The following is a 16,336-nucleotide window of genomic DNA, read 5'->3' as shown; positions in this document are numbered from 1 at the left end:
TAACGGCCCAGTGATTCCGGGCAATGACTCATTCGGTGGCGTATTTGTCGATCTCGGCGAGCTCCTCGTCGGTGAACGAGACGTTGTCCAGCGCGGCGACGTTGGCCTCCAGTTGGGCCACGCTGCTGGCGCCGATGATCAGGCTGGTCATCCGCGCGTCCCGCAGCGCCCAGGCCAGCGCCAGCTGGGCCAGCGACTGCCCGCGCCGGGCGGCGACGTCGGCGAGGCCGCGCACCTTGGTCATGGTGGCCTCGGACAGGTCGCTCTCGTTGAGGAACCGGCTGGTGGCCACCCGCGAGTCGGCCGGTACGCCCTGCAGGTAGCGGTCGGTGAGCAGGCCCTGGGCCAGCGGGCTGAACGCGATGCAGCCCGCGCCCGCCTCGTCCAGCGCGCCGAGCAGGTCGTCCCGCTCGATCCACCGGTTGATCATCGAGTACGACGGCTGGTGGATCAGCAGCGGCGTACCCAGGTCGCGCAGGACCGCCGCGGCGGCCCGGGTCTGCGCGGCGGTGTAGTTCGAGATGCCGACGTAGAGGGCCTTGCCGGCGCGGACCGCGCGGTCCAGCGCGCCCATGGTTTCCTCGATCGGGGTCTGCGGGTCGGGCCGGTGGCTGTAGAAGATGTCCACGTACTCCAGGCCCATCCGCCCCAGGGACTGGTCCAGCGACGCGGTCATGTACTTGCGCGAACCCCATTCGCCGTACGGGCCGGGCCACATGTCGTAGCCGGCCTTCGACGAGATGATCATCTCGTCCCGGTACGCGGCGAAGTCGGTGGCCAGGACACGCCCGAAGTTCTCCTCCGCCGACCCGTACGGCGGGCCGTAGTTGTTGGCCAGGTCGAAGTGGGTGACGCCGAGGTCGAAGGCGCGCCGCAGGATGGCCCGCTGGGTGTCCAGCGGCCGGCCGTGGCCGAAGTTGTGCCACAGCCCGAGCGAGATCGCGGGCAGCTTGAGCCCGCTGCGCCCGGTACGGCGGTAGGTCATCGAGTCGTAGCGGTCGTCCGCGGCAATGAAGGTCACGCGATCACCGTAGCGGGCGTCACGCGCGCGAAACACCGGCGCTGGTAGGTTTGACCTTGCCGGTACCACCCGCGCGGGAGAGACCGTCATACGGCGCCGAAGGGGCAAATCCTCCCCGGAACCTCTCAGGCAAAAGGACCGCAGCGGGCAGGCGACTCTGGAGTACCCACGGGTCCGACAGAGGGGGAGGGCCGATTCGTCGACCTTCTCCAGGAGCCGCTCATGACGTTCGCCGGCCGCCACATCGGGCCCTCCACCGACGAGCAGCGCCGCATGCTCGAGACCATCGGGTACGGCTCGCTCGACGAGCTGATGGACGCCGCCATCCCCGAGGTCATCCGCTGGCAGGACGGGCTGGACCTGCCGCCGGCCGCCACCGAGGAGCAGGCCCTCGCCGAGCTGCGCGCCCTCGCCGCCGGCAACACGGTCGCGGTCTCCATGATCGGGCTCGGCTACCACGGCACCCACACGCCCGCCGTGATCCGCCGCAACGTGCTGGAGAACCCGGCCTGGTACACCGCCTACACGCCGTACCAGCCGGAGATCAGCCAGGGGCGCCTGGAGGCGCTGCTCAACTTCCAGACCATGGTCGCCGACCTCACCGGCCTGACCACCGCGAACGCCTCCATGCTGGACGAGGCCACCGCCGCGGCCGAGGCCATGACCCTCGCCCGCCGCTCGTCCAAGAGCAGCAGCAACGTGTACGTCGTGGACGCCGACGCCTTGCCGCAGAATCTTTCGGTCATCCGCACTCGCGCCGAGCCGCTGGGCATCGACGTACAGGTGATCGACCTCGCCCTCTCGCCCTTGCCGGACGAGTTCTTCGGGCTGCATCTTCAGTACCCGGGCGCCTCGGGGGCGGTGCGCGACCACGCCTGCCTGATTGCCGCCGCCCATGAGGTGGGGGCGCTGGTCACCGTCGCCGCGGATCTGCTCGCGCTGACCCTGCTGCGGCCGCCCGGCGAGATCGGCGCCGACATCGCCGCCGGCACGACCCAGCGGTTCGGCGTACCCATGGGCTTCGGCGGGCCGCACGCCGGCTACCTGGTGGTCCGCGCGGGCCTGGAGCGGATGCTGCCCGGCCGCCTGGTCGGGGTGTCCAAGGACGCCGACGGCGCGCCGGCGTACCGGCTGGCGCTGCAGACCCGCGAGCAGCACATCCGGCGGGAGAAGGCGACCAGCAACATCTGCACCGCCCAGGTGCTGCTCGCCGTCATGGCCAGCATGTACGCCGTCTACCACGGCCCGGACGGGCTGCGCGCGATCGCCCGGCGGGTCGCCGGCCGGGCCGCGACGCTCGCAGCCGGCCTGCGCGCGGGCGGGGTGTCCCTGGCGTCGGACGCATTCTTCGACACGGTGACGGCGGTGGTGCCCGGGCGGGCCGCCGACGTTGTCGCGGCGGCCGCCTCGCGAGGCGTCAACCTGCGGCTCGTGTCCGCCGACGCGGTCGGCATCTCCTGCGACGAGACGACCACGCCGGCGCACCTCGCCGCGGTGTGGTCGTCGTTCGGCGTCGACTCGGTCGCGCCCGTGTCCTCGCCGGTGCCGCTGCCCCGCGGCTCGGACTTCCTCACCCACCCGGTGTTCCACAGCCACCACTCCGAGACGGCGATGCTGCGCTACCTGCGGCGGCTCGCGGACAAGGACTTCGCGCTGGACCGGGGCATGATCCCGCTGGGCTCCTGCACGATGAAGCTCAACGCCACCACCGAGATGGAGCCGGTGACCTGGCCGGAGTTCGCCGACCTGCACCCGTTCGCGCCGGCCGCCCAGACCACCGGCTACACCGCGCTGATCGGCCAGCTGGAGGCGTGGCTTGCCGAGATCACCGGGTACGACGCGGTCAGCGTGCAGCCCAACGCCGGCTCCCAGGGCGAGCTGGCCGGGCTGCTGGCGATCCGGACGTACCACCACGGGCGCGGCGACAGCGGCCGGGACGTGTGCCTGATCCCGTCCAGCGCGCACGGCACCAACGCGGCCAGCGCGGTCATGGCCGGCATGCGCGTCGTCGTGGTGGCCTGTGACAACGACGGCAACGTGGACCTGGTCGACCTGGACCGCAAGATCGCCTCGGTGGGTGACGCGCTGGCCGCCGTCATGGTCACGTACCCGTCCACCCACGGCGTGTACGAGACCGGCATCGCCGCGCTGTGCGCCAAGGTGCACGACGCCGGCGGTCAGGTCTATGTGGACGGCGCCAACCTCAACGCGCTCGTCGGCTTCGCCAAGCCGGGCCGGTTCGGGGCCGACGTGTCGCACCTGAACCTGCACAAGACGTTCTGCATCCCGCACGGCGGTGGCGGGCCCGGGGTGGGACCGGTCGCGGTGCGCGCCCACCTGGCCCCGTACCTGCCCACCTCGGTGTCGGCCGCCCCGTTCGGGTCGGCGGGGATCCTGCCGATCCCGTGGGCGTACCTGCGGATGATGGGCCCCGACGGCCTGGCCCGGGCGACCGGCGTCGCGGTGCTCGCGGCCAACTACGTGGCGGCCCGGCTGCGCGAGCACTACCCGGTGCTGTACGCCGGCAACAAGGGCCTGGTCGCCCACGAGTGCATCCTGGACCTGCGGCCGCTGACCAAGGCCACCGGCGTGACGGTCGACGACGTGGCCAAGCGGCTGATCGACTACGGGTTCCACGCGCCGACGATGTCGTTCCCGGTGGCCGGCACGCTGATGGTCGAGCCGACCGAGTCGGAGGACCTGGCCGAGCTGGACCGCTTCTGCGCCGCGATGATCGCCATCCGCGCGGAGATCACGTCCGTCGCCGAGTGGGGCCCGGACAACCCCCTCGCCAACGCCCCGCACACCGCCGCGATGCTCACGGCCGACGCCTGGCCCCACCCGTACCCCAGGTCCGTGGCCGCCTACCCGGATGGCGTGGACCGGGGGCCAAGTACTGGCCCCCCGTGCGCCGCATCGACGGCGCCTACGGCGACCGCAACCTAGTCTGCGCGTGTCCCCCGTAGACGCGTACGCCTGAGCCCCGTCGATCTCTCTAGTCCGTCGATCTTGGAGTTGTCAGGTCGGGATGCCCTATTTGGCACCTGACAACTCCAAGATCGGCGATAGGTCGCCGGCTTCGGCCGCGGTGAGCGCCGCGTAGACGCGGGTTTGCGTCGCGGCGTCGGCGGTGTGGCGGTAGCGGTCCCAGATGCGGTGCAGCGTGGCGACATCGCCGGCCACGTCGCCGGGCTCGCCGCGGTCCAGTTCGAGTTGGCGCACCCACAGGGTGAAGCGTTCACGGTCGACCGCCGTCGCCGGCTCGTAGCGCAGGCGCAGGTCCAGGGCGGCGTGGGCGGTGGCGAGGGCGGCCTGCTCCCGCTCGTCGGCGTCCTCGGCCTTGCCGAGGGCGTCCACGGCCCGGTCCATCTGCTCCCGCAGCAGCGGCGGCACGCCGGTGGCCCGGTACGCGGCCCACGCGCTGCGCGCCATCGCCGGGTCAGCTGCCGCCTGCGACAGCGTTGTCAGAGCGGCCGGGACCGGGCCGGACAGGGCGTCGGTGGGCACCGCGACCGCGACCGACTCGACGTCCGCGCCGGAGCCGGTGGTGAACTCCCCGTACCCGGGGGCGAACGTCTTGTCCTCGCGCAGCCCGTCCATGTGCAGCTCGGTGCCGACGATGGCGCCCGCCAGCGGGCCGCTGGGTCCGGTGACGCGCTGGCCGGTCGCTTTGACCGTGACCTCCTCGAAGACCACGCCCGGCACGTTCTCCGGCCGGTAGACGTCCCCGGTCCGCGGCGTACCAGGCATGATCATCCCGGGCGGGCCGTCCTTGCCGGCGACCCACGTGCCCAGGGTGTCGGCGACAACGCCGTCCTCGAAGTTGAACACGTCCTCGCCGAAATACCAGACCGCGCCGTCGTCGGCCTGGGCGTACCAGTCGATGGCCACCTCGGCGATCCGCCCGTCGTGGAAGGCGACGTACTGGGAGACGACCGTGTCGACGCGCTGGCCGTTCCACTCGATGCTCTTGGTGCCGGGCAGCAGCGTGACCTCGGCCCGGAACGGGGCGCCCTCGACGGACCCGAGCTGGACGACCTGGGTCAGGGTGCTGATCGGCAAGAGCGGGTTGGTGACCGCCGTCGGCGTGCCGAACGACGGCCGGGTCAGGTCCACCCGCCGGGCGGGGTCGGCCAGCGGCAGGCAGGCGCCGCCGTCCTCGGCCTTGACGCAGGTCGGGCCCGGGTCCAGCCGGGCCGGGGTGGTTGGCCCCGGCTTCCCACCGTCGCCGCAGCCGCCGGTCGCGACCAGCACGGCCAGCCCGGCGCCCACCAGGACGCTTCGGGTGCTTCTTCGCATGTTCTCGGCCATGGCGCCGAGCGTCCTCCGACCCCCCTGAACGCCCCCTGAACGCCTCACGCGCGCCACCCCGCGCGGCGCAGCGCCTCACGCGCCGCGTCGATCAAGGACTTCCGCGTCGATCAAGGGCATATGGTCGTGGTTCGGAGATCAAAGCACGGCCGTTCGCCCTTGATCGGCGGGGAAGTCCTTGATCGACGTACGCGCGCGCCGCGTGGCGCGCGTTTCTTGATCGGCGCGCGGCGCACACGCGAGGCGGCGCGGCGCGCGCCCAAGGCGTGGGCCGCCGGTACAGCGCCGAGCCTATGGGCGCGGCCCGCCCCACCGGCGTGGGCGCCTGGGGCCGCGGCGCGGGCCGGACAAAGTGCGTGGGGGAGCTCCGCGGCGGTCCACGGCCTTCGGTGGGTGCGGTGGGACGGCGGTGTCCTGAGCCTCGGCCCGCGGACGTTGGGGGCCAGGCGGGTGGCATGCTCACTCAGATGGAGCGTGCCTACTGTCAGGCGGCGAGGGCGTGTCGGGCCGGGCCGCGGTGCGGTGCGATGGTGCTGCCGTCGGGCAGGAGCTCGCCGGTGTCTTCAAAGACGATGACGCCGTTGCAGAGCAGGCTCCAGCCCTGCTCGCAGAAGGAGGCCACCACGCGGGCGGCTTCCCGGTCGGTGGCTTCAGCGGACGGGCAACACGGTTGGTGCGGACACATCGGGTTCTCCGGACGGTGGGGGTGCTGTGTCACGGTTCACATGACCAGTGACGCACGCTACCAAGCAGAACGACACTATTTCGAACAAGTAATGGCACTGACACGGGAGAATCCACCCTTCGGATGAGGCACTTCGAACCGGACGTACTGGGAACGCTCCCAACTCGGTCCAACGTTGTCAGCGGTGCGCTTCCTTCCCGTTACCGCGCGTTGAGGGAGCGTTCTCGTCTCGAATGGTGGATCGACGGCGGCGGCGATCCCTTCTATCTTCTCCAAGAGTTCCTCGTCACACACGGACTGCCGGTGCGGGACCTGGGTCGGATCGGCGACAAGTCGGTCACGCCCGCGGTGGGTGAGGTCTGTGGGGCGGCTGTGTTCGTCTCGGCGGCGGCCGGGGCCCGGGTCGCGGGTGCCCCGGTCGGGCGGCCGAGCCCCGCGCCGGCCGTACCGGACCTGGTCGCGGTCGTGTACGAGGCGGCGGACCGGCCCGTCCCCGAGGCGCCGGCCGGGAAGGCGGGCACGACGCCGTGGCGGCCGGGCCGGTGGGAGCCGAGCTGGACGCCGGCGCAGCACGCCGAGGCGGTGCGGCAGGTGCGGGAGGCGATCGGGCGCGGCGACGTCTACCAGGTCAACGTTGTCGGGCACGGGTCGGCGGCGTACCTGGGTGACCCGCTGCCGGCCCTGCACCGGCTGGCCGGGCTGCCCGGGGCCCGGTACGCGGGGTGCTGACCGGCGCCGGCTGGGCGATCGGCTGCGCCTCCCCGGAGACGCTGGTCGAGGTGGCCGGCGGGCGGGTCACCACCCGGCCGATCAAGGGCACCCGGCCGGCGACCGCGACCGGGCGGCGGGAGCTGCTCGCCTCGCCGAAGGAACGCGCCGAGCACGTCATGATCGTGGACCTGGAGCGCAACGACCTGGCCCGGGTGGCCCGCACCGGTTCGGTACGCGTCGACGAGCTGTACGCGATCCGCCGCTGGTGCGACCTGTGGCAGGCCGAGTCGGTGGTCTCCGCCGTACCGGCCGACGGGCTGGGGCTGGCCGACCTGCTGCGGGCGGTGTGCCCGGGCGGGTCGGTGACCGGCGCGCCGAAGCTGTCCGCGCTGGAGCGGATCGCCGCGCTGGAGCCGGTCGGCCGGGGTGCGAGCATGGGCGGGCTGGGCTGGGTCGGCCCGGACCGGATCGACCTGGGCCTGACCATCCGCACCGCCGCGGTGGACGCGGACCGCGTACACGTGTGGGCCGGCGGCGGTATCACGTGGGGTAGCGACCCGGACGCGGAGGTGGCCGAGGCCGCCGCGAAGGCCGCCCCGCTGCGCGCCGCCCTGGGGATCGGGTAGGCAAAGCGGCTAGCCTTTCGGCCATGACGATGCGGCCCATCCGGCTGCTCGGCGACGCGGTGTTGCGTTCGCCGGCCGAACCGGTCACCAGCTTCGACGCCGAGCTGCACGCGCTGGTCAGCGACCTCATGGACACCCTGCTCGGCGCGCCCGGCCGGGCCGGCGTGGCGGCGCCGCAGATCGGCGTCGGCGCGCGGGTGTTCGTGTACGACGCGGACGGCGAGGTCGGCCACGTGGTCAACCCGACGCTCGAGGTGTCCGAGGAACTGCAGGGCGGCGACGAGGGCTGCCTGTCCATCCCGGAGCTGTACTTCCCGACGCCGCGCGCCATGTACGCCACGGTCCACGGCTTCGACCAGTACGGCGCGCCGCTGACGGTGAGCGGCAGCGGCTTCCTGGCCCGGGCGCTGCAGCACGAGACGGATCACCTGGACGGCAAGCTCTACATCGACACCCTGAAGGGCGACACGCGGCGCCAGGCGCTGCGCGACATCCGCGCCGCGGCGTGGGCCCGCCGCTGAGACCCCCTCCATGATCAAGGCGTCCCTCACGTCGCCATGACGACGTGAGGGACGCCTTGATCACAAAAAGAGGGCTAGACCGTGAGGGTCCAGGTGTTGAGGTAGCCGGTGTCTTCGGAGTAGACGTCCTGGGCGCGCAGCGACCAGGTGCCGTTGGCCGTCTCGCTGGACAGGTTCACGGTGTACGTGGTGTTGACGTTCGCGGTGCTGTCGGAGCTGCTGGAGCTCTTCAGGGTGTACGTGGAGCCGTCCGGGGCGGCCAGGGTGACGACCAGGTCACCGCGGTAGGTGTGCACGATGTTGACGTACACGGTGGACGTGGACGAGGCGGCGCGGGCGCAGCCGGAGATGGTGACCGAGCTGCTCACCGCCGACCCCGCGTCCGGGATGGTGACGTCGGTGCCGTTCGTGGCGGTGCAGGTGCCAGACGGCGGCGTGGTCGTGGGAGCCGTCGTCGGGGTGGACCCGCCCAGCACCGTGTCCACGGTGATGGTCACGTTGGTGCAGGACGCCGCGTAGGAGGTGAGCGCGCTCTTCTCGGTGGAGTCGACGCTCAGGCCCCAGCGGGTCTTCACCGCCGCCCACTCGCCGACGTACCGGCAGTGCACGCTGCTCAGCGGCGGCATCCACTCGGCCGGGTCCTGGTCGCTCTTGGACTGGTTGACGTTGTCGGTGACCGCGGCGAGGCTGCGCCCGTCGCCCAGGTCGTTGGCGAACGACTGCCGCTGCGCGGTGGTCCAGTTGCGGGCGCCGGAGTCCCACGCCTCGGCGAGCGGGACGAAGTGGTCGACGTCCAGGTCGGCGGGCAGGGTCCAGTAGGCGCCGTCGTAGTAGGAGTACCAGCGGCCGCCGGTCAGCGCGCAGCCGGAGCCGACCGAGGGGGCGGTGACGGCTTCGGCGATGAGCACCTCGTACCGGGTGTTGCAGCTGTCGGAGTCGGCGTCGATCCAGTGCGGGAACAGGTCCCGGTCGTAGCCGGTGCGGACCTCGGTGGCCACCGGCAGGTCGGCGATCATGGTGCGCAGCGGCTTGGAGACGGTGGCCGCGGTCGCGGGGGAGGCGACCGCCACCACCAGGCCGCCGGCGAGGGCGAGGGCGACGGCGGCGAGGGCCGCCAAAGATCGGGTGCGCATGCGTGTACGCTAGCGGCGCATATTCAAATATATGGTGATACCTGAATGGTTATAGCACCAACGTTTGTGGATGCGGGTGCCGCAGGAACTCGTGGTGCGAGATGTCCCAGCCGTACGCGCCGGCGGCGCCGAAGACCAGCACGTCGCCGACCCGCAGCCGGTCCACCCGCTGCCCGCGGGTGAGCACGTCCCGGGGGGTGCACAGCTCACCGGCGGCGTCCACCTCGACGCCTTCGACCGTGGGGCGAGGAAAAGGGTACGCCCAGGAGGAGACGGGCAGCACGGTGAACGGGTGGCTGTAGCCCCACGCGGCCGGCAGCCGGAAGTGGTGGGTGCCGCCGCGCAGCACCGCGAACCACCGGCCGTGCACCCGCTTGAGGTCGAGTACCTCGGCGGCGTACCAGCCGGCGCCGGCGGCCAGGTAGCGGCCGAGCTCGAAGACGAGTTGGACGCCGGCGGGGGCCGGCCGGGCGCGCAGCGGCAGCTCGAACACGCGGTTTCCCACGTAGTCCACCCCGAAGCCGCCGCCCACGTTGACGTACGACAGCGGGACGCCGAGGCGGGCGGCGGTGGCCACCGACCAGCGGACCGCGCCGTCCACGAACGCCGCGTGCGCCGCCGAGTCCAGGTTGTTGGAGACGGCGTGCAGGTGGAAGCCGACCAGCCGCACGGTGGGCAGCGTCGCGGCGAGCGCGACCGCCGCCGGCAGCTCGGTCTCGTCGATCCCGAACGGCGTGGCCACGCCCGCCATCTGGTGCGTGCCGGGCAGCCCGCCGCCGGCGCGGTTGACCCGCAGCGCGACCCGGACCGGCGTGCCCAGCAGGGCCAGCCGGCGCAGCTCCAGCACGCTCTCCACGTGGATGAGCGCGCCCATCGCCGCCGCAATCCGCAGCTCGTCGTCGGTCTTGGCCGGGCCCCGAAGGCCACCAACGACGCCGAGGCGGCCAGGGCCAGCTCGCCGCCCGAGGCCACCTCCAGGCCGTCGCACTCGGCGGCGAGGGTGGCCACGACGTCGGGGTGTCCGTTGGCCTTGACCGCGTAGAGCAGGGACGACCCCGGTGGCAGCGCGGCGCGGACGGCGCGGGCGCGAGCGCGCAGGACCGCACGGTCGTACACATAGGCGCACACCGGGCGGTCGGCCCCGGCCAGCGCCGCTACAACGTTGTCAGGCAGCATCGTGCAGCGGGTTGCGGACCGGCAGGTAGACGTCGCCCTCGCCGGCCAGCCGCATCCGGACCAGGGCCTTGTGCGGCACGTACGGGGCGGTGAACGCGGCGTGGTCGGCGTCCGCGGCCGCCGCGGTGGCCGGGTCGGCGCGCAGCGGCTCGTACGCCTCGTCGACGACCTCGCGGATCACCCGCCAGGCGGCCGCCTCGTCCACGCCGAAGGACGCGGCGAGCGCCAGCACCAGCTCGCCGAGGTGCGCCTGGAGCGCCGTGTAGCCCAGCTTGGCCCGCATGGTGTCCAGGTCGTCGGTGCCGACGACCGAGCCGGGCCACAGGTCCAGGCGCACGCCGGCGGCGGCCAGCCGGGGCCGGTGCACGCGCAGCCCGGCCAGGTCGCGCAGCACGAGCCGGTGCGGGGTGCCGCCGACGAACGTGGGCAGGCAGTTCTGCAGGTGCGCCTCCATGGCCACGCCGTAGCGGGTGGCCAGGCGCAGCAGCGGGGGCAGCACCAGCCGGGCGTACCCGGCCAGGAAGTCCAGCGGGCCGCCGCCGTACTCCTTGACGAGCTCGCCCACGAGCAGCGGCAGCGCGCTGCCGGGCACGACGCGCTCGGCGGCGGTGAGCCGGCCGTCGATGCCGTCGCGCAGGATCGCGGACGCGTCGCGCCCGCCGCCGAACGGCAGCGCCGCGCCGGCGGTCTCGGCCAGCAGCAGCACCCGCTCGTCGCCGGACAACAGCCGATCGAGTACGGCGGACAGCGCCGGCCCGTTGCGGGTGGAGGCGACCGAGATGGTGCGCCGGGTGGAGGTGACCTGGATGTCCAGGGACAGCTTGAGGTAGCGGGCGCGGCCGTCCGTGCCCGGCGGGAGCAGCAGGGTGCGCAGCGCGGCGGTGGGCACGGCCGGCAGGCTCGCGTCGAGCACCCGCAGCGCCCCGGCACGCATCAGGTCGGCGTAGCGGCGGGGGAGCACGGCGTCGCGCTGCCAGGCGTGCACCGGCTGCAGCAGGAAGCCGGGCGGCGGCGCGGGCAGGTCCGGGTACGCGGCGGCGAGCGCGGCGCCGACGTCGTCACCGGTGTGCAGGTCTTCGCGGACGGCGACGAAGCCGACCCGGGTGGCGCCGGCCTCCAGGTCGTGGGCGAGCACGTCGTCGACGTCCCAGCCGAGCCGGGTGCGCCCGCACGGGTGCAGGTTGTGCCCGTCGACGGCGAGCCGCTCCAGCGCGACAGCCTGCGCGTCGTCTCCGGGGCCGGGCGGCGGCGCGGCGGCGGTGCGGGCGTACGCGATGGCGAGGTTGACCACCGCGTTGGTCAGCTCGACGGTGAGCGGCCAGCTCGCCACCGGCAGCAGGTCGACCGGGTCGGCGGCCGGCACCGCGGCGAACTCCACCCGGTCGAACGCGTGCGCCCGGCCGCGGCCGGCGTGGCGTACCCGGGTATCGCCGATGTCCTCCCGCCAGAGCGCGCCGAGCAGCCGGCGCCCGACGGAGGCCGCGGCGTGCGGGAGCGCGGCGCGGAACGGGTCGAGGAGTTCGGGCGCGCGCACGGCGAGGTGGGACTCGACGTGCCCGGCCGCGTCGCGGACCGTCCCCGCGCCGAGGGCGCAGGTGCTCAGGTCAGTCACGCATGCCTGCCATGGGGTTGGGGAGGGACGCCCACACGTCGGTGAGCGGGTCGCTGGCCAGTCGCATCGCCGTGGTCGCCTTGATGGGGAGAGGGCTGGCGCGGAGCGCGCGGTCCGCGTGCTCCGCCACGAGCCTCCACAGTACCGCCGGAGTGATCGAATACCGCCGGGCGAAGGAGGCGACCTGCTCGGCGAGCGTGCCGCTGACGGCGGCCGCGGCGAGCTTGCTGCGTAGCGCGTCCGGGTCGTCGGTGGCCAGGTCCCCGTGCAGGGGCGGGGGTCGACGCCGTGCGCGCGCAGCCGGGCCGGGCTGATCCGCACGCCGCCCAGGTCCCGGTAGACCAGCCGGGTGGGGCGGCCGTCGCGCAGCACCAGCAGGGCGTTCTGGCCGTGCGCCTCCAGCGCGACGCCGAGGCGCAGCATCGCCTGCAGCGGCGGCAGGAACGCGCGCACCATCTCGGCGAAGAAGCCCACCGGGTCGGCCGGGCGGGGCAGGCCGGGCAGGGCCGCGAAGGGGACGGCGACCTCACCGGGGGCGAGGCGGGGGGCCCGCCGGCGCACGTACGCCAGGCTGCGGGACGGCTCCCCGTCGACGAGGACCGCGCCGGCCCGGTCCTCGCGCAGGATCTCCAGCCCCGGCACGGCCAGGCCGGCCAGGAACGCGGACACCGCCGGCCCGTTGCGCACCGCGGCCGGCGACACGGTCCGCACCGCGGACGTCATCTGCACGTCCACCGCCGTCTTCAGGTGCCAGGCCCCGCCGGGCACGGCCAGGGTCCGCAGCGACATCAGCGGCCGCGCCGGCTGCCGGCCCACGGGCACGATCCACGGGTACGCGTCGAGCAGGTGATCGCGCTGCCACGGGTGCACGACCAGCAGGGCAGGGCCGTCGCCGTACCAGCGGTCCGCGGGCACCCGCACCAGGTGCAGGCCGACGACCGGCCGGTGCTCGGGGGCGTACCGCAGCACGTCCACCGTGGACATGCCCAGCCGGGTGCGGCAGCACGGGTGCAGCGGGTGGCCGTCCACGACGGACTGCTCGACGGCCGTCAGGCTCCCGTTCGTGGTGGGCCGGTGGGCGGCGCGGGCCAGCGCCAGGTTGGCGACGCTGTTGTCCAGCTCGACGGCGAGCCCCGCATGGCCGAGCGCCCGCGCCAGGGTGCCCGGGTCGTCGTGCCCGCCGACCCGCAGCCCGTCCGGTGCCGGTGCGTACGGCTCGGCGGCGTGCGCCGGGCCGGTCAGCGTGGCCCCGCCGGCCAGGTGCACGGTGAGCGTGCCGTCCCGCTCCGCACGCCCCTGGACGCCGGGCAGCGGCTCGCGGGCGTACGCCACCCACAGCCGGCCCAGGACCGCGGCCCGCGCCCCGGGCAGCGCACGCTGGTACGGGTCGACCAGGTCCGGCCGTACGCGGCGCAGCGTGGCAAGGGTCTCGGCCGGGTCGGGAGCGTGCACGACGCCTACCCTAGCATCCTAGGACGCCTTAGGGAGTGTGCTACCGGCCACGCCTGCGGCGCAGCCAGATGCCCACGGCACCGATCAGGACAAAGGCCAACATGAGGTAGACCAACGCTTTGAACAGCACGGCCCACCCTCGCACGGCGCACCGGACGACCAGTAGGCTCCGGCGGTTGCAGGGGGAGGGGCACGCAATGGACGAGCCGGTACGCCTCGCGGTGGACCTGGGCACCACGCACACGGTGGCAGTGGTCCGCCGTGGCGGACAGGAGCCGCGCACGCTGCTCTTCGACGGCACGCCGCTGCTGTCGTCCGGCGTGTTCGTCGACGCGGCTGGCACCATCCACACCGGACGCGACGGCCAGCGCCTCGGCGCCGCCGAGCCGGAACGGTACGACCCGCACCCCAAGCGCCGGGTGGACGAAGGGACGGTGCTGCTCGGCGAGCACGAGGTGCCCGTGGAGCAGCTGCTCGCGGCCGGCCTGCGCCGGGTCGCCGACGAGGCCCGTACGGCGGGCGTGTCCCCGCAGGGCGCGACGGTGCTGACCTGCCCGGCCGACTGGGGCCAGCCGCGCCGCAACGTGCTGCGCGCGGCCGCCTGGCAGGCCGGCCTGGGCCAGGTGCGCCTGCTCGACGAGCCGATCGCCGCCGCGACGTACTGCATGCAGGTGCTCGGCCAGCAGGTCCCTCCGGGCGGGTGCCTGGGCGTGTTCGACTTCGGCGGCGGCACCTTCGACGTGGCCGTCGTACGCCGGGAGCCGGCCGGGCTGCGGGTGCTGGCCACCGGCGGCCTGGACGACCTGGGCGGGCTCGACGTGGACAACGCGCTCGTCGCCCACCTGGGCCAGCTGGTGGGCGTGCGCGACCCGTACCTGTGGCAGCGGCTGGACCGCCCCCTGGACGGCGAGCAGCGCCGCGAGCGGGCGGCGTTCTGGGCCGAGGTGCGGGCGGCGAAGGAGATGCTGTCCCGGGCCAGCAGCGCGCCGGTGCACGTGCCCGGCCGGCCCGAGCCGATGCACCTGACCCGCGACGAGGTGGAACGCGTCGCGGGTTCGCTCGTCGCGCGGGCGGTCGACGAGACGCGGCGGGTGCTGCAGCGGGCGGGGGTCGAGCCGGCGATGCTGGCCGGGCTGCTGCTGGTCGGCGGGTCAAGCCGGATGCCGCTGGTGGCCAGCCGCCTGCACGCCCGGCTGGGCGTCGCGCCGTCCGTGCCGGAGCAGCCGGAGCTGCCGGTGGCCTACGGCGCGCTGGTGCACGCGATGGCACCGGCTTTGGGCGGCCCGGTGCAGGCACCGCCGATGGGGTCGCCCGCGGCGCCGTACCCGGTCTCCGGACCTTTCGGGGCGCCGCAAGCGCCGTACCCGGTGTCTGCGCAATTTCCGGTGGGCTCGGTGTCCGGGCCGGGACCGGTGGTCCCGCCGCCACCACCGCCTCCGCACATGGGGCCGCAGCAGCCCGTGCCGGCGCCGCCGGTCCGCAAGGCCAAGCGCCGCCGGCCGGTACGCCGGGCCGTGCTGGCCACGGTGGTGTTCGCGCTGGTGGGCTGCCTGGTCGCGACGGTCACGCAGGGCACGAAGTGGCTGCAGCGCACGATCGACGACGCCAAGGACGGCCTGGGCAGCGGCCTGACCCTCGGGAACGGCGACGCCGGCGACACCGGTGGGGACGGCGAGCTGACCACCGTGCACACGGTGCCGGCGGCGGGCACCGGTGCGGTGGGCGTCGGGGTGGGCGGTGACACCGCCTACTACGCGGTCGCGAGCACGAACTCGACCGAGGTGGTGGCGCTGCCGGGCGGGGGTGGCGAGCCGAAGTGGCGCAAGAAGGTGGCCATGGAGCCGACCGGGATCCGGCTGACCGTGGTCGGCGACGTGGTGGTGCTGGACGGCGAGGACTCGGCCACCGACGGCGGCGACAACGCCCGGGCGGTGCTGGCGGCCGGCGACGGCAAGCAGCTGTGGAAGAAGGTGTGGGAGAACCGCGTCGACGTGGCGTACCTGGGCACGGACGCGATCGTGGAGCTGCAGGACTCACATTCGTCGCACGCGGTGCTGCGGGTGGACCTGCGCACCGGCAAGGAGAAGTGGCGGCGGTCCGGTGGCGACGAGGTGATGGTGCTGGACGCGCACCGGATCGAGCCGGTCCAGCAGTGGGTGGGGGAGAAGGGCGGCACGGTCCCGGCGTTGGAGGGTGCGTTCAGCGACGCGTTCACCGCCAAGACCGACACCGTCGTCGAGCTGAGTGCCGACGAGGGCAAGGGGGCCGTGGTGGACGCGGCCACAGGCAAGGCGAAGTCGAGCGGGACGCTGCCGCTGCAGGACGAGACCTGGACCGTGTACGCCGGGCTGGTGATCGGCGTGCAGAACGACGAGGTGTCGCGGGGCAGGGACGTGCTGGCGGCGTACAAGCTGCCGGGGTTCGGGCGGGCGTGGACGCTGCCGCTGCCGTCGGGGCAGACGGTGGAGCGGGTCAAGCCGTGCGGGCAGAACCTGGTGTGCGCTGCCGTCGACGCCGACGACCAGAGCCGGACCATCGCGGTGAACACGGCCACCGGCAAGGAAGCCTGGAAGGTCGGCGTGGAGTGGTCCGACGACGAGAACTGGTACGTGGGGGCGGCCGGCATGGTGTTCGGCCGGGCGACGTTCGGCCCGGTCAGTGAGCCGCGCATCCTGAAGCTGGACGGCACGCAGGGGGAGCAGCTGCCGGACGGCTCGACGGTGGAGGCGGTCCAGGGCGGACGGTTGGGTGTGCAGAGCGCCGGGCTGGTCAACTCGGACGTGGCCTGGCAGGTGTTCGTCGCGGACGTGGGTGGCAAGGCGACGAAGGGCGTCAACGTCGGCGCCGACCCGCCGGAGCAGATGGTGCTCGGGGGAGACCTCATGGCGGTGGTCACCAAGGACCGCAAGATCCTGGTGCTGAAGATCGCCAGCCTGAAGTAGTCCGATCACTGTTCGTGATCGCCTGGGTGTGGGGTGATCACGTTTGCGTAATGCGAGTACTCTTCCGGAACGTTGCACCTGACACCCTCCGTCAGGTCCGGGGCCCATTGGATCACTTTCACAGGAAATTCATGGGCACGCAGAGC

General features: G+C 73.5%; 8 protein-coding genes, 5 pseudogenes and 1 riboswitch. Of the genes and pseudogenes, 4 read left to right on the top strand and 9 right to left on the bottom strand.

Annotation, left to right across the window (positions count from 1 at the left end):
- Positions 1-28 precede the first annotated feature (28 nt).
- Positions 29-1,021, bottom strand: a complete 993-nt coding sequence (gene mgrA, locus Prum_RS44420; RefSeq protein ID WP_173085128.1) for an L-glyceraldehyde 3-phosphate reductase — start codon at positions 1,019-1,021, stop codon at positions 29-31.
- 64 nt (positions 1,022-1,085) lie between these two features.
- Positions 1,086-1,172, top strand: a riboswitch (glycine riboswitch).
- Between the two features lie 71 nt (positions 1,173-1,243).
- On the opposite strand from mgrA, the pseudogene gcvP reads away from it, so the two are divergent.
- Positions 1,244-3,987: pseudogene (gene gcvP, locus Prum_RS44415) on the top strand (aminomethyl-transferring glycine dehydrogenase).
- A 67-nt stretch (positions 3,988-4,054) separates the two neighbouring features.
- On the opposite strand, the gene Prum_RS44410 reads toward gcvP, so the two are convergent.
- Both Prum_RS44410 and Prum_RS44405 read right to left on the bottom strand, forming a co-directional pair.
- A complete protein-coding gene (locus tag Prum_RS44410) occupies positions 4,055-5,332 on the bottom strand; it encodes a hypothetical protein (protein ID WP_173085126.1) in 1,278 nt (425 codons plus the stop codon).
- Between the two features lie 484 nt (positions 5,333-5,816).
- Complete coding sequence (locus tag Prum_RS44405; protein WP_173086470.1) at positions 5,817-6,017, bottom strand: DUF5999 family protein; 201 nt, start codon at positions 6,015-6,017, stop codon at positions 5,817-5,819.
- 123 nt (positions 6,018-6,140) lie between these two features.
- Here Prum_RS44405 and Prum_RS44400 point away from each other — a divergent pair.
- Together Prum_RS44400 and def are read left to right on the top strand one after the other, a co-directional pair.
- Positions 6,141-7,354: pseudogene (locus Prum_RS44400) on the top strand (chorismate-binding protein).
- A 23-nt stretch (positions 7,355-7,377) separates the two neighbouring features.
- Complete coding sequence (gene def / locus Prum_RS44395) at positions 7,378-7,875, top strand: peptide deformylase (protein ID WP_173085124.1); 498 nt, start codon at positions 7,378-7,380, stop codon at positions 7,873-7,875.
- A 74-nt stretch (positions 7,876-7,949) separates the two neighbouring features.
- Here the strand turns inward: def and Prum_RS55575 are convergent, their stop codons facing one another.
- The 6 genes and pseudogenes from Prum_RS55575 to Prum_RS44375 form a co-directional block, all read right to left on the bottom strand.
- The gene (locus tag Prum_RS55575) at positions 7,950-8,891 is read right to left on the bottom strand and encodes a proprotein convertase P-domain-containing protein (protein WP_371871438.1); all 942 of its coding nucleotides are present in this window, start codon (positions 8,889-8,891) and stop codon (positions 7,950-7,952) included.
- A gap of 166 nt (positions 8,892-9,057) precedes the next feature.
- On the bottom strand, positions 9,058-9,996 hold the full coding sequence (locus Prum_RS54240) for a type III PLP-dependent enzyme domain-containing protein (protein ID WP_281369160.1): 939 nt from the start codon (positions 9,994-9,996) through the stop codon (positions 9,058-9,060).
- Positions 9,997-9,998: 2 nt separating this feature from the next.
- Positions 9,999-10,184 (bottom strand): annotated as a pseudogene (locus Prum_RS54235) (type III PLP-dependent enzyme); the annotation flags it as partial.
- Positions 10,174-11,388, bottom strand: a pseudogene (locus Prum_RS44380) (IucA/IucC family protein); the annotation flags it as partial. The pseudogenes Prum_RS54235 and Prum_RS44380, both read right to left, overlap by 11 nt.
- 400 nt (positions 11,389-11,788) lie before the next feature.
- Positions 11,789-12,055: an IucA/IucC family C-terminal-domain containing protein gene (locus Prum_RS54230; protein WP_281369170.1), complete on the bottom strand. Its 267-nt coding sequence runs from the start codon at positions 12,053-12,055 to the stop codon at positions 11,789-11,791.
- Positions 12,056-12,147: 92 nt separating this feature from the next.
- Positions 12,148-12,825 (bottom strand): annotated as a pseudogene (locus tag Prum_RS44375) (IucA/IucC family protein); the annotation flags it as partial.
- Between the two features lie 620 nt (positions 12,826-13,445).
- On the opposite strand from Prum_RS44375, the gene Prum_RS44370 reads away from it, so the two are divergent.
- Positions 13,446-16,190, top strand: a complete 2,745-nt coding sequence (locus Prum_RS44370) for an Hsp70 family protein (RefSeq protein ID WP_173085120.1) — start codon at positions 13,446-13,448, stop codon at positions 16,188-16,190.
- Positions 16,191-16,336 lie beyond the last annotated feature (146 nt).

The sequence above is a fragment of the Phytohabitans rumicis genome (assembly GCF_011764445.1).
Lineage (GTDB): Bacteria > Actinomycetota > Actinomycetes > Mycobacteriales > Micromonosporaceae > Phytohabitans > Phytohabitans rumicis.
The sequence above is the reverse complement of the archived record's forward strand: the minus strand, read 5'-3'. Positions and strand labels throughout refer to the sequence as shown.